The 13,655-nt window shown below is 48.1% G+C and carries 11 protein-coding genes and 2 pseudogenes; 5 read left to right on the top strand and 8 right to left on the bottom strand.

The annotated features are described in order from the left end of the window. Both RIM23_RS28530 and RIM23_RS28535 read left to right on the top strand, forming a co-directional pair. A partial coding sequence (locus RIM23_RS28530; protein ID WP_446371575.1) for a zinc ribbon domain-containing protein occupies positions 1 to 772 on the top strand: 772 nt, incomplete at its 5' end. Between the two features lie 258 nt (positions 773 to 1,030). Then, positions 1,031 to 1,942, top strand: a complete 912-nt coding sequence (locus RIM23_RS28535; protein ID WP_446371576.1) for an acyl-CoA desaturase — start codon at positions 1,031 to 1,033, stop codon at positions 1,940 to 1,942. A 90-nt stretch (positions 1,943 to 2,032) separates the two neighbouring features. Here the strand turns inward: RIM23_RS28535 and dxs are convergent, their stop codons facing one another. Continuing rightward, entirely contained in the window at positions 2,033 to 3,940 is a 1,908-nt protein-coding gene (gene dxs / locus RIM23_RS28540) for a 1-deoxy-D-xylulose-5-phosphate synthase (protein WP_446371578.1), read from the bottom strand. A gap of 223 nt (positions 3,941 to 4,163) precedes the next feature. After that, positions 4,164 to 4,691: a transcriptional repressor gene (locus tag RIM23_RS28545; RefSeq protein WP_446336248.1), complete on the bottom strand. Its 528-nt coding sequence runs from the start codon at positions 4,689 to 4,691 to the stop codon at positions 4,164 to 4,166. Positions 4,692 to 4,724: 33 nt separating this feature from the next. On the opposite strand from RIM23_RS28545, the gene RIM23_RS28550 reads away from it, so the two are divergent. Both RIM23_RS28550 and clpX read left to right on the top strand, forming a co-directional pair. After that, the gene (locus tag RIM23_RS28550) at positions 4,725 to 5,096 is read left to right on the top strand and encodes a hypothetical protein (RefSeq protein WP_446371580.1); all 372 of its coding nucleotides are present in this window, start codon (positions 4,725 to 4,727) and stop codon (positions 5,094 to 5,096) included. Between the two features lie 23 nt (positions 5,097 to 5,119). Next, positions 5,120 to 6,460: an ATP-dependent protease ATP-binding subunit ClpX gene (clpX, locus tag RIM23_RS28555; protein ID WP_446371582.1), complete on the top strand. Its 1,341-nt coding sequence runs from the start codon at positions 5,120 to 5,122 to the stop codon at positions 6,458 to 6,460. A 141-nt stretch (positions 6,461 to 6,601) separates the two neighbouring features. On the opposite strand, the pseudogene RIM23_RS28560 reads toward clpX, so the two are convergent. Beyond that, positions 6,602 to 8,760, bottom strand: a pseudogene (locus tag RIM23_RS28560) (ATP-binding protein). Between the two features lie 646 nt (positions 8,761 to 9,406). Here RIM23_RS28560 and RIM23_RS28565 point away from each other — a divergent pair. Continuing rightward, a complete protein-coding gene (locus RIM23_RS28565) occupies positions 9,407 to 11,626 on the top strand; it encodes an eCIS core domain-containing protein (RefSeq protein ID WP_446371584.1) in 2,220 nt (739 codons plus the stop codon). Between the two features lie 233 nt (positions 11,627 to 11,859). Here the strand turns inward: RIM23_RS28565 and RIM23_RS28570 are convergent, their stop codons facing one another. The 5 genes and pseudogenes from RIM23_RS28570 to RIM23_RS28590 all read right to left on the bottom strand — a co-directional run bounded on the left by RIM23_RS28570 (position 11,860) and on the right by RIM23_RS28590 (position 13,615). Next, positions 11,860 to 11,988 carry a hypothetical protein gene (locus tag RIM23_RS28570; protein WP_446371586.1) on the bottom strand — a complete coding sequence of 43 codons (129 nt, stop codon included), beginning with the start codon at positions 11,986 to 11,988 and terminating at the stop codon, positions 11,860 to 11,862. A gap of 282 nt (positions 11,989 to 12,270) precedes the next feature. Next, complete coding sequence (locus tag RIM23_RS28575) at positions 12,271 to 12,582, bottom strand: type II toxin-antitoxin system RelE/ParE family toxin (protein WP_446371588.1); 312 nt, start codon at positions 12,580 to 12,582, stop codon at positions 12,271 to 12,273. Beyond that, on the bottom strand, positions 12,579 to 12,809 hold the full coding sequence (locus RIM23_RS28580) for an addiction module protein (protein ID WP_446371590.1): 231 nt from the start codon (positions 12,807 to 12,809) through the stop codon (positions 12,579 to 12,581). The genes RIM23_RS28575 and RIM23_RS28580 overlap by 4 nt, the downstream gene beginning before the upstream one ends. Positions 12,810 to 12,883: 74 nt before the next feature. Continuing rightward, a complete protein-coding gene (locus RIM23_RS28585) occupies positions 12,884 to 13,054 on the bottom strand; it encodes a hypothetical protein (protein ID WP_446371592.1) in 171 nt (56 codons plus the stop codon). A 170-nt stretch (positions 13,055 to 13,224) separates the two neighbouring features. Then, positions 13,225 to 13,615, bottom strand: a pseudogene (locus tag RIM23_RS28590) (type II toxin-antitoxin system VapC family toxin). Positions 13,616 to 13,655 lie beyond the last annotated feature (40 nt).

The following is a 13,655-nucleotide window of genomic DNA, read 5'->3' on the forward strand; positions in this document are numbered from 1 at the left end:
CGATCAAGAAATCGGTATTGACAAGGGATATACCGAAGCCTTCTACACCTCAAATGGGGACAGCATTGCCGATGGAGTAGGACATCTTATGACCGAGAAAACGAAGCGCATCACCCGCACAAATCGCAACCGTTACAGACTGCGCTCTCATGGAAAAAACAACCCGGAAAAATCGGCAGCAATCCTCAAAAATAATCTGGGTCACAAAGTCAAATCGCGTAAACTAAGAAAAGAAAAAGCAACCATTCAGAATTTCATTCGCAAAGATTTAAGACTCCTGATCACCTCACCGACTCGCATCTTTGCAGAAGACCTCACCTCGCCCATCATTGGGAAACAGCAAGGGAAGCTGATTAATCGTAAGCTAAACCAATGGATGAAAGGTGAACTACAAGCTTCAATCGAGAAGATCGCATTGGAGACTGGATCAACAGTGTCTGTGGTGAATCCAGCTTATACGTCGCAAATGTGTTCTCGTACCGGGACGTTATTGGGTCAACGGGATGGGGATCGTTTTATCTGTTACACAGGGGACGTAATTCAAGCAGACAAAAATGCCGCAATGAACATTCTGCATCGCGGCGGTGATCGTGAGATTACTCGCTTTCTGAAATATGCAGAAGTCCGCACAATTTTACTGATGCGGACGGTTCGATACTTAGCTTCGATTGGAAAGTCTGTATCTGTTGCTCTAAACTTGGGTTGGCTCAACCTTAAGTTTAGAGCACAAGCGTTACGACTTGAAGCGGAGTATCACCTAGCGGGGTGCTAGGTACGGTTAAGCTCCGGTGGGTGGGAGAAGTGCCTTGCTTCCAGAGACGTCCCTAACGACAACCATCAACGGATGAAACCAGCAATATGAGACACTTCTAGCTTGTCTGCATAGATTTGCACAGATTTAGTTCACCCCATTCATCAATGTCTTTTGATCGTGTTGCTTCAACAAGTTGACGCCAAATAGACAAGCCAGACTTGCCCTAACTATCTAGAGGCAATGGGCAAGAAAACTTTTTAGGACAGTCGAAAAAAAATGAGGCAGTATTCCTCACTCACAATTGTTTCTTATCTCATCGGTCCGACGCTAATTATCTTCAGCCATATCGGCTCGTTGCTAGTTCTAGTGACTGGCTTATCCTGGGGCGCTCTGGTATGGATCATATTTTTATATGTAATCCGTATGCTGGCAACGACGAGCATCTACCATCGACTGCTCACCCACAAAAGCTATCAGGCTCCTGCTCCAGTTCTATGGGTGGGATGTATTGTGGGGGCGGCGGCGGGGCAGATGGGTCCTAGTTGGTGGAAAGCGCACCATGTAGCCCATCATCAACATGTTGAGCAAGATCTCGATCCCCATTCCCCTTATACACCGATTCAGGGGATTGGAGGATTCTATTGGTCTCAAGGGGGTTGGCTCTTATCCCCCCGGTTCTTTCCTGACAAGCTGCCGATGGATGTTGAGAATGATGCCATTTTAAGGTTAATTGACCGTTTGCACTTTATCCCTTTAGTGGCACTTGGGGCGATTTCCTATTTCATCGGTGGTGTCGAATATCTCGGTGCATTTTTTCTCAGCACAACTCTGCTTTTCCATGGCGTGCAAACCGTCAACTCCCTTTGCCATATTGTGGGTAAACAACCGTTTATCACCGACGATCTCAGTCGAAATAATCAGTTGGTTGCATTTCTAACTTTGGGTGAAGGCTGGCATAATCTCCATCATGCTTTTCAGTCCTCCAGTCGCCATGGTATCACTATTCGTTCGGGAAAGATTGTCTATCTTCCAGACCCCACATTTAGCTTCATTAAAATGCTTGAGTTCCTCAATTTAGCGTCGAAGCTGAGACTGCCGACTGAAACCAATCTTCTGGCGCGTTCTAAGGAGCGAAGTTTTCCGCATTTAGAGTTGCTAGCTGCCGTAAAAACCTCGGTAGATTCTTAACGGTTGAATATTAACTAGACACGGCATTTGCGGTTGTTATAAATAGCAGAGACTTAGCCTGCTAAGTCTCTACAATATTGTCGCTGGAAGTTAACTAACCACCGACGGTTGTTTATTAAAGAACGCTTCGCGCACTTGTTCCGCCATTTGGGAAGGCGTTAACCCTAAAGCGGTTTTCGATTCATCGGGTTTAGCATGGTCTACTAACTTATCAGGTACACCAAACCGCTTCACTGGCACTAAAACATTATTGTCCGATAACGCTTCAGCCACGGCTGACCCAAAGCCCCCCATTAAGCACCCTTCTTCTAAGGTAACAACCTTACCAATTCGCTGCGCTAGGGGCAAAATCAACTCCGTATCCAAAGGCTTGACAAAACGAGGATTAACCACGGTTGCTTCAATTCCGTGTTCGCTCAAAATCTCCGCCGTTTGCAATGCCGGATAGACCATGGAACCATAGCCAATCAGCAGTATATCATCGCCATTGCGGAGAATTTCGCCCTTGCCAATGGGTAGGGCTTCCCATCCTTCCTCCATTAAGGCAACTCCATAACCATTACCCCGTGGATAACGCATAGCAATGGGTCCATCGGTGTAATTCACACCCGTTACGATCATCCGTTGCAGTTCAGCTTCATCTTTGGGTGCCATGATCACCATATTGGGAATGCAGCGGAGATAGGCAATATCATACATACCTTGGTGTGTCGGACCATCAGCACCGACAATACCGGCGCGATCTAAGCAGAAGAACACGGGTAGGTTTTGGATGCATACATCGTGAATGATCTGGTCATAAGCCCGTTGCAGGAAGGTGGAGTAAATTGCAGCCACGGGTCGCATTCCTTCGCAAGCCAGCCCTGCGGCTAGGGTAACGGCGTGCTGTTCGGCAATTCCGACATCAATGTATTGTTTGGGCAGTTTTTCCTGAAGTTTGGTCAACCCTGTCCCCGTCGCCATAGCGGCGGTAATGCCGATAATTTTGGGATTGTTTTCGGCTAATTTGACCAAGGTGTGGGCAAAAACTTTAGCATAGCTAGGAGGTTTAGGCTTGCTGGATGGAATGGCTTTGCCGGTGGCTAAATCAAAAGGGCTTTGGGCATGATAGCCGACTTGATCTTGTTCTGCGATCGCGTAACCCTTTCCTTTGGTTGTCACCACATGCACCAACACAGGACCTGAATAGGTGTGTGCTGCTTTGAACGTCGAAATCAAGTCTTCTAAGTTATGACCATCCACAGGTCCCATGTAGGTAAAACCTAGTTCTTCCAAAACCGCCCCTACCTTGGGTACAGCTAACCGCTTCATCCCCTCTTTTACCCGCTGCAATTCTGGGGTCAAGGATTCCCCAAACAAGGGAAAATTCTTGAACTGTTCCTCTAAATTATCCGCTAAGAACTGCATCGGCTTACTCAGGCGCACTTTGTTCAGAGAACGGGAAATCGCGCCCACGTTGGGAGAAATGGACATTTCATTATCATTGAGTACCACCAACAGTCGGGTGTTAGGTAAATGTCCAGCATGGTTAATCGCTTCTAATGCCATACCCCCCGTCAAGGCACCATCCCCAATCACCGCTACTGTCTTGAAGTTTTCTCCTTTGATATCTCGCGCCAGCGCCATCCCCAAGGCGGCGGAAATACTGGTAGACGCATGACCCGCACCAAAGTGATCAAACTGACTCTCACAGCGCTTGAGGTAACCAGCAACCCCATCCTTTTGCCGTAGGGTGTAAAAGCGATCATAGCGTCCCGTAATCATCTTATGGGGATAGGCTTGGTGACCGACATCCCAAATCACCTTATCCCGATCCAAGTCGAGTGTCTGATATAATCCCAGGGTCAGTTCGACAACCCCTAACCCAGGACCTAAATGACCACCGCTTTTGGCTACAGTTTGCAGATGCCGTTCCCGAATTTGACGGGCAATTTCCTCAAGTTGACGAATCGACAAACCGTGTAGCTGGTTCGGATGGGTAATTTCACTGATATTCATATCGTCGTAATCTTCTTTAAATCTCTACTGGATATTATTTGTCTATTTGATAGTCTAAAGTATGAGATGTACCCAGCGCAGCCTTTTTCTTTGGTCTGTGTTGGAAGACGGCATGGGCTTAGAGATGTCTTGAATAAGACACTCAGAGTTTTCCGGCAAGATTGAATTTGTCTAAACTCCAGTACCAAAGAGAGGGTACTTAACCTCCATGTAGTATGACAGGTTAACAGGGACTGTCTACCTCTTGGGGATCTTCTGCTGCTATTGATCGGGTGCAGCGCCAATTACTCGGAAGTGCGGAGGGCCATCCCATCCGCAGGGCTTCTGGACAGACGCTGTGTATGGTAAGCTGACAGTCAATAAGCTGGAACCCTTCCTTTTCCACCTGCTTCATTGCCTGTTTTAATATCGAATCATTCTTAAATTCAATGGTCTGGTTACACTGAATGCACACCAGATGATGGTGATGATTAGGGAACGGCTGATTCAGTTCGTAGTGTTTATGTCCTTCGGCTAACTCCAATTCCCGCAGGATACCCATGCGAGCCATCAACTTGACGCTGCGATAAATTGTGGATAAACTAATTGGCTCTCCCCGCTTCTCCAGCAAATGGAAGAGTTCCTCGGCGCTGAGATGGTTTCCTCGGGGAAGGTTCTGAAAAACGTGGAGAATCGTTTCTCGCTGCGGCGTTAACCGCCAACCCCGGGAATTGAGTTCAGCTTTAAGTGAAGCGGCTGTATACGGAGGCATAATCACCCTCTCAAAAAAACCCGATTATTGACAATGATAGTGACTGACGCTACCTATTTGCAAGAAAATCGGTTAATTGAGAATAAATTGCACGAACGGATTGGTCATAAGTCATTCATCATTCGTCCTGGGTTAGGGAACAGGGAACGGGGTAAGGTAGAATTTTGGGTTAATTCCCCCACCTCCCACACCTCCCCTGCTTCCCTTTTGCGATCGCTGGAAACTACAATTGAAGTAGAGGGGTTTGCATGGTTCCCGTCATGGCAGGTATCAATTGAACAGAGAATATTGCTTTCCATGGGAAAAATCCTACCGATTAACTTTTGTCATGACCCTACCCTAGCTATAGCAGCGATTCGCTTGCTCCAGCCATTCTCTCCCCTCAAGCCAGATTGCTGTCACTGACCCCCAACAGCTCAGACAAGATAATGTCCAAATTCGATTCCTATTTAAGATGTTCTTTTTGTGGTAAGTTCTCGGAACAGGTTAATAAGTTGATTGCCGGTCCTAGCGTTTTCATTTGTGATGAATGTGTAGAACTGTGCAACCAAATTTTAGAGGAAGAACTGCTACAATCTCATGGAGAAAGCCTCAACTACCCATCCTTAACCGCAGATCACCCTTATCCACAACCCGACTATTCCCCTCGTAAAACCCGGTATCACTTACTCAAGCCGATTGAAATTAAACAAGCGCTAGACCAGTATGTCATTGGTCAAGACCAAGCGAAAAAAGTTCTTGGTGTCGCAGTTTATAATCATTACAAACGCCTTAACCTGGTTCAAAATAATTATGAATCCAGTGGATTGGATGACAACATCACCCTGCAAAAGTCCAACATCTTATTAATTGGTCCGACGGGTTGCGGTAAAACCCTTTTAGCTCAAACTCTCGCCAACCTGCTTAATGTTCCCTTTGCTATGGCTGACGCCACAACGCTGACAGCAGCAGGTTATGTAGGGGATGATGTGGAAAATATCCTGCTGCGACTTTTACAGGTGGCTGACTTCGATATAGAAGCTGCTGAGCAAGGTATTGTTTATATTGATGAAATTGATAAGATTACGCGCAAGAGTGAAAATTCCTCAATGACGCGGGATGTTTCCGGTGAGGGCGTTCAGCAAGCCTTGCTGAAAATATTAGAAGGAACTGTGGTTAATGTACCGCCCCAAGGAGGGCGCAAGCATCCCTATCAAGAGTTTATTCAACTGGATACGAGTAATATTCTATTTATCTGTGGGGGGGCTTTTGTCGGGTTAGAGCAAATCATCGAGCAACGCATTATGAAACGTTCAATGGGCTTTGTTCAACCGAGTCAGACGCCTTCGCCCCAACTGTCTTCATCGGAATTGTCCAAACACTTAGAACCGGACGATTTAATCAAATTTGGGGTGATTCCAGAAATCATTGGGCGCTTACCGGTGATTACCGCTGTGGAATCCCTGAATGAAGACTCCTTAGTGGAAATCTTAACCCAACCCCGCAACGCCTTGGTCAAGCAGTACCAAAAACTCCTGAAAATGGATAACGTGCGCCTGGAGTTTCACCCAGAAGCCCTCCGCGCGATCGCACAAGAAGCCTTTCGCCGCAAAACTGGGGCTAGGGCGTTGCGGGGAATTTTAGAGGAGGTGATGTTAGAAGTTATGTACGAGGTGCCCTCGCGCAAAGATATTACCCGTTGCGCCATTACCCGCGAGATGGTTGAGAAGCGCTCCGCCGCCGAATTGTTAATCCATCCCTCTTGGTTACTTAATCCTGAATCAGCTTGAGGATAGGGAACGGTTGTATGTATGTAGGGCTTGCTGCACAACTCCCTCTGCTCCCCCAGCTAAGAGACGTTCCATGGAACGTCTCTACATTGCTCCCCCTGCTCCCTAACCCCACCACAAGACTTATTCAGCAGCCCCCAATTATTTCACCCAGCCTTGAATTTCCGTTGAAGTGATACCCCGTTCTAATTTGGCGCATTCTTGTTTGGTGGCGTCTAGGATATGTTGCATCGTCACGGGTTTGCCTTCATCAGCGGCAAAAAAGGCAGCATTCATAGCAATGGAACGGATATTTCCCCCGGTGGCTTGGAGTTTGCCTAATTTACCATAATCCAGTTTCCGAGTTGGGGTTTGTTTAGGAAACATTCTCTCCCAAATTTTGGCACGAGAATCGGCATCAGGATAGGGGAATTTGACAATAAAGCGGATGCGGCGTAAAAAAGCTTGGTCAACAGATTCTTTTAAATTAGTCGTGAGAATTGCTAACCCTTGATAGGCTTCCATCCTCTGCAGCAGATAACTAACTTCTACATTAGCATGGCGGTCATGGGAGTCTTTGACTTGAGTGCGTTTGCCAAAGATGGCGTCAGCTTCATCAAATAGGAGAATCGCCCCACCAGTTTCAGCGGCGTCAAAGATACGGCGTAGATTTTTCTCCGTTTCACCGATATATTTACTAATTACTGCAGATAGGTCAATTCGATATAAATCTAAGCGTAAGGCATTAGCCAAAACTTCCGCCGCCATAGTTTTCCCTGTACCACTTTGTCCGGCAAATAGGGCGCTTATACCCAAACCCCGATTACTTTTCTGGGCAAATCCCCATTCGGTATACACTTTAACCCGTTGGCGCACCTGATTCACCATATCTTTGAGCAGTTTAAGTTCGGGTTCCGGTAAAACAAAATCATCCCAAGTGGCGGTGGGTTCTAAGCGTTGTGCCAAATCTTCTAAACGGGGGCGGGATTGGATGCGACAGATATCCCAGAGGTGGGAGGTGAGGGGTGAAGGTTGGGGTTGGGTGTCAGGGGGGGTTGTTTTACGCCCTTTGGCTTTGGGTTGGTTTTCCAGTTGGGCGATATCAGAGTTGAAGGCGATGCAGGCGGCTTGGATATCGGTGTGGGTGAGGTTGAATTGGGCGACGATGGCGGGGATTTCCCCATTGAGTTGGGAGGCGGTTTCGCCTAGGTGGGTGTGCCAGAGGTGGAGTTGTTCGAGATGGGTGAGGGCGGGGATATCGTAGGTAATAAAGGGCGTTGGGCGTAAGGGAGGCGTTGGGGGGTGCTGATAATTAGGGGGGTAGTAATGTCTTTGAGGAAATGGCAGAGTGCCTCCATAAGGGGGATATGGCTGGTGTTGAATTCCTGGCAATCTAGGAAGAGGATACTCTGGGTAAGGATAGCATCGCGGTGCCAACGGCGGATGAGGTGAGAGACTTCCGGGAGAGAGGTGGGGAGGCGATGGGCTTCGAGGCGTTTGAGGGGGCGATTGAGCAGGGAGGCGACGGTGGTGATAATGGCAGAGGCGGCGCTGGGGGTAGTATTACACAGTTGGATGATGGGCAATTGTGGTTGTAGAGACGCGCCATGGCGCGTCTCTACAGATGGAAGGCGAGGGGCAGATAACGGGGATTCAACACCCGCCGCGACGGTGGATTCCCCTAGAGTATTAGGATTAGTCTGCCATAACTGGGCGATGCGATCGGCGATTTGTTGATGAGACGGTTGCAGCGTCGCCGGAATCGGCGTGTCTACGGGTTGAATCAAATGCATCAACTGGGTGTCTTGATAGGGTTGACCCAATAGATACAGCAAAATACTATTATCCAGTTGCAGGGGGCTGAGGGGAAGCGGCACAGAGGATTCCGTATTCACCAGTTGCCAATACTGTAGGGGGGCGGTAAGGGTAAGGGCGTTCATCGCCTCATCGCCACCAAAGGATACAGCGGGATTGCCAAACAGGTGCAGGGCGAGGTTAAACGTGGGATAGGGGTACTGGGGGCTACCTTGGGCTTCGATGCAGAGTTGGGGAAAGTAGGGAATTAAGGCAGAAGCGGCGCATAAAAGTAGGGTGTTGCGTTCAAAGGGGGTGAGGTGGAAGGTGTTGCACAGGTGGGTGAGGGCGAGGGGTGGGGAAGAGGTTTGGGCGGCGGTGTTGAGGAAGGTGTCGATATCGGGGAGGGGTTCGGGAGTGGATTGGGAAAAGCGGGTGATGTAGGCGTTGAGGCGTTTTTCGATGTGGGTGATGGCGGTGTGGAGGGTGTGGGCGTTGGCGGGGTTGGCAATGGGGTGGGTGTACATTTTTTTTAGTGAGATTAAATAGGTTAAAGTTTCTGGTTGTTATTATCAGGGAATTGGGGACAGATGGCTATAGAAAAATGGATGGGAATGGATAGATTTTTTGAGGGGAATGTTGATGGTTGGTTGGGGGTTTTGCTAAAGGGGGATACAGGATTTTGGCGGCGGATGGTGTAGGTTTGTAGTAGGGGCTTTAGCCCCTATACAAGTTTTCTTTTCACAAGGCTAATCCACCAAATTAGGTGTGCCGAGCCAGTAGTCTTTATGTGATGGTTCCTCTTGTCCCTTTGTGGATACGGCGGCGAGATGGAAAAACCTAACCCCCCAGCTCCCTTCCCAACCCCCCTCATTCCCCCCTACGAGCAGGGGGAGCAGGGGGAGCAGAGGGAGCAGGGGGAGCAGGGGAGGAAGGTAGATTAAAAGGAGTCAATCTATGAAAAAATAGAGAAAGTAACCAATATGCTGACCCGTTACGCGGGGTTGTCTTTGAACCCGTTTTAGTCTGAGGAGAAAACCCGCTTCAGTCAGTGAGATAATAGTTTAGATTTCCTTTAGATTTACCCTGACGCCAATGGGATAAAATCGTCCTTAAAGGAAATCTACTCAACCCTACACCAACTGCATTCCCATCCCGATTTCGAGGCTAACCATGACTTACGACAGAGTAAAAAAATCCTCTTGGACTCCGCCAGCTAAAGCCACCTCTTCCTTTTTCCCCCAAACCCATATCCAGACAAAGAAAGAGACGAAGCCATCCTGGGAGGTGACGGGAGTACATACCAGTAAGGAGGCGATGGAGCGGATACGCCGTACAATGTTTGGCAATGTTGAACCGATGGTGGAAGCGCCGAAGGAAACGGCGCCACAGGAAACCCAACAGGTGCAGAACCCGACGCAGGTGTCAGAGGAAGCGGTGAGTGGGGAGATACAGGCGAAGCCGGAGACGGGGTTGAGTCAACCTCTGGGGTATGGGATGCCAAGTCAACTAGCGCGGGAGGGGATTCGGCGGCGGATGTTTGGCAATTTGGAACAGACGCCTGTGCAGAAGCAACAGGAGGAGGGAACCTCTCCCCTAACCATCCCCCCGGAAGGCGTGAGAGAGGGGAGTCAGGTAGAAGCGGGAGGAGAAGAGAAGGGGTTAGCGGAAACCGAGATAAGTCTACCCATCCAGGCGAAGCTGACTATCGGGGAACCGAATGATGTGTATGAGCAGGAAGCGGATAGGGTAGCGCGTCAGGTGGTGGATAAGATTCATTCCCAGACACCGGAGACGGTGCAGCGTCAGGAGATGGGGGATGAGGAAGAGGTGAGACTCAAGTCTGATGCAGGGAGTGGGGGAAAGCTTGAAGCAGGAGTTGGGGTGACGGGGGTAAGGAATTCCCCGATAGAAGGGGTGAGGGTTAATCGAAAAGTGAATAGTGAGGGGGAAACCTCGGAGGCGTCGGCGGAGTTGGAGGCGTCGATACAGGGGAAACGGGGGAGTGGACAACCGTTGGATGAGTCGGTGAGAGAACCGATGGAGCGGGAGTTTGGGGCGGATTTTAGAGGGGTGAGGGTGCATACGGATGCCAAGTCGGATGAGTTGAATCAGGCGATTCAGGCGAAGGCGTTTACGACGGGGGAGGATATTTTCTTTCGAGAAGGGGCGTATGAGCCGGGGAGTAAGGGGGGACAGGAGTTGTTGGCGCATGAGTTGACTCATGTTGTGCAGCAGAAAGGGGGAGGGGTGCAGAGAGAAAATAAAGGTTTGCAGGAGGAAGAGCAGGAGCATTTCAAGTCGTCTAAGGCTGAGCAATTTAAGGGTTTGGTGCTGAACCCAGAGCGGAAGGTAGTACAAAGAACACTTTTGGGAAAGGAACGGCAGGCGAGGAAGGGAGACATATATTTATGGCAGAACGGGCTGGTTCGAGTAACTGAAACGTTCATGGCGAAGGGGGCGGTAAATAAGGCAAAAGTAGTGAAAATTTGGCCGAACTCTACGACGACGGCGGTCGAGATTCAAAGCAAAGATCTTGATGATGGGAAAGATAACCCTAAATTCCAGCAATTATGGACTGACATGATTGAGTCACAGAAGAAGGCCACAAAGAAGAAAAGAGTTCAACAGTCAGAAAGAAAAGAGAAGGAGAGTCAGCCGACGGTGCAATGGGGGAAGAAAGGGTTGACTATCGTCAATAAAATCCAAGAAATGATTTGGCAACACTTAACAGCAGAAGCGAGTGAAAAAACGAGTGAAAAGGGTAAGTTAGGAGAACTAAGACAAGGGATAAATACGTTAGACGGGGTGGAACGTCAATGTGTCCGAGACTACGGCGCTCAAGTGACATTAGAAGATCCATACATAGCAATAAAGAAACTAGATAATGGACAATATGTTGTGATGTCCAACAAGGGGGGTATCAAAAGATACGACGCAAATGGTAAATACGAATGTGATGAGACACAAACGATGGAAGAGAAAGGCAGATCAGTCCACTGCGAAGCAGCCCTCAATGAATTATACGACAAGCTGGATACAAAACATTTGCCGGCAAAAGCGACGAAGGCGGAGGGAGGCCAGATAGTAGGCGGAGCGCAATCACAAAACTGCTTGTTATGTTCACTCGACGCAAAACGCCGGGGATACCACTACGACCCGCACGGAAACCCGCCGAGTCACTGGAACTACAAGGTGACAGCACATAGCAAGCGGCTATTTCCCGAAGGTTTACTATACAATATGCTAGAAGTCATTCAGGATGTGATTACAGAGGCGTCGAAGCTGGGTATCGACAAGTTTAAAAATTGCAAGACCGATGACGATCAAGGAATAGTAGACACCATAGCAACTATTTATCGTGTAGCGCAAGGATTATGGGATGACGAGTAGTAGAGAGGAATCTGAGGTTGATTGGGCTCAGGAGTAACCATATAGCAGTGTGATCGCCGATCTCGTAGCGATCGCTCGCCTCGTAGGTTGGGTTGAGGCACGAAACCCAACATTCTGATATCTATCAATAATCACGAAAGACCAACGGAAACCTGGGTATAGTTGGGTTTCGCTTCGCTCTACCCAACCTACATCGCTACTCCACGAACCATGACATATTTCACCTTTAACTGCTACGAGGGAATTCGCTTGGTAATTGGGTTGAATAGAAGGGATGCGATCGCGGGGCGATAAGATTTGGGTGTGATGTGCGATCGCGGGCGTGATTCGGTTGAATAGAAGGGATGCGATCGCGTAGTCATTGGATTGGGGTGTGATGTGCGATCGCGTATGAATTGGGTTGAATAGAATGGATGCGATTCGCCATCGTCTCTTGAGTCAATTGTATCAATTAATTAAGCGTACTTTTGTAAGAGGGCGCACGTCGGTAAGAGGGCGCACGTCGGTGCGCCCCTACGGGCGGACACGTTTTTCTATGATGAAATAATACCCTAAAAAAGGCGCGATCGCTGTTTGGGTTAGGTTGAGGGAAGAGAGTGCGATCGCGTTTGGTTTAGGTTGAGGGAAGATAGTGCGATGCTATTTCATCCATCTGATGGTTTCGGTGCGACACGCACTTTCCAGTATCCTGGTTCTCGGCTACAGTGCATCACCGCTACAATCAAAATATAATCGTCCTCGATAGTATATAAAATTCCATAAGGAAATTTGCGCGTCAGACATCGACGAATATCTTCGTCAACGACAGCCCAACGATCCGGTGACTCAACAATCCGAAAAATGGCATCCTCAACCGCATTAATAAAAGCCTTTGCTAATTCAACCCGACGCTGTGCATAAAACTCAACCGCTTCACCATATTCAGTTAAAGCGGCTGGATGAAAGACATATTTCATGACTCCAGAAGCCGTCTCACTTGAGCTAACGCTTCTTCTCCAGGAATCGGTTGAACAAAACTGCTGCGGATTTCATCTCTCCGCTTTTTCGCTTCCGTTACCCAAAGAGTTTGTAGTGTCTCATCTATATCATACTCAAGACTTTCAACTAGCTTTTCTGCCAACCACGCTCTCAATGCACTAGGCAATGATAAAGCTTCTTTCATTACCTTCTCGACAGAAGCCATAATTTCGTACAGGATAGGGAGTATTAAAAGTTTAGCACGAAAGCAGCTTGCCCTAGAACATAACCTAACTGTGATCAGATTGCCAGCATCCCTTCCCTACTCAGCCCATCATGGAGGCGAGAGAATGCGATCTGCGCTTCGTTATCGCGTTTGGGTGAGGTTGAAGGGAAAAACTGCGATCGCGTGGTGATTGGGTTGAAGGGATGCGATCGCGAGCGTGATTTGGTTGAGGAGATGGGATGCAATTAGCGATCGTCTCTTGAGTCAATTGTATCAATAATTAAGCGTACTTTTGTAAGCGGGCGCACGTCGGTGCGCCCCTACAGGCGGACACATTTTTCCATGATGAAAGTATACCAGACAAAAAGTGCGATCAATTAATATTTTGCTAGTTTCCAGGGCAAAACTTGAATTTTTACAGCTTACTCACCCGACAAGAAGTTAACCCTTGAGCTTTTTTGCCAAACTTCTCGTCAAACGTGTAAAACGCTTCACAATGCTGACTCTGTGCGAAATGAAACGCATCAGCTTGCGTCTAAACCATTTTCATGCCATTGAATAACTTGAGCAATCAAGCTAGCATTGCCAACATAAACACTTGGCAAACCCAACAAATCTCTCAACCCTTTGCAGATATCCGTTGGTTTAAACTTATAAGCAAAACGCAACACCCATTCGGTTTCCAGAATTACCGTATCTGGAATTAAAACATCATGTTTTCTAAAAATCTCCACGCTTTTGTTAAACTGTAACTCATCATCCTGAGTTAACAAGCGAATAACAATATTTGTATCAACCGCGATCATGCCATAACTCCTCTATCCCTTGGCGAATGGCATCATCCAT

It is taken from the genome of Coleofasciculus sp. G3-WIS-01 (genome assembly GCF_040223135.1).
GTDB lineage: Bacteria > Cyanobacteriota > Cyanobacteriia > Cyanobacteriales > Coleofasciculaceae > Coleofasciculus.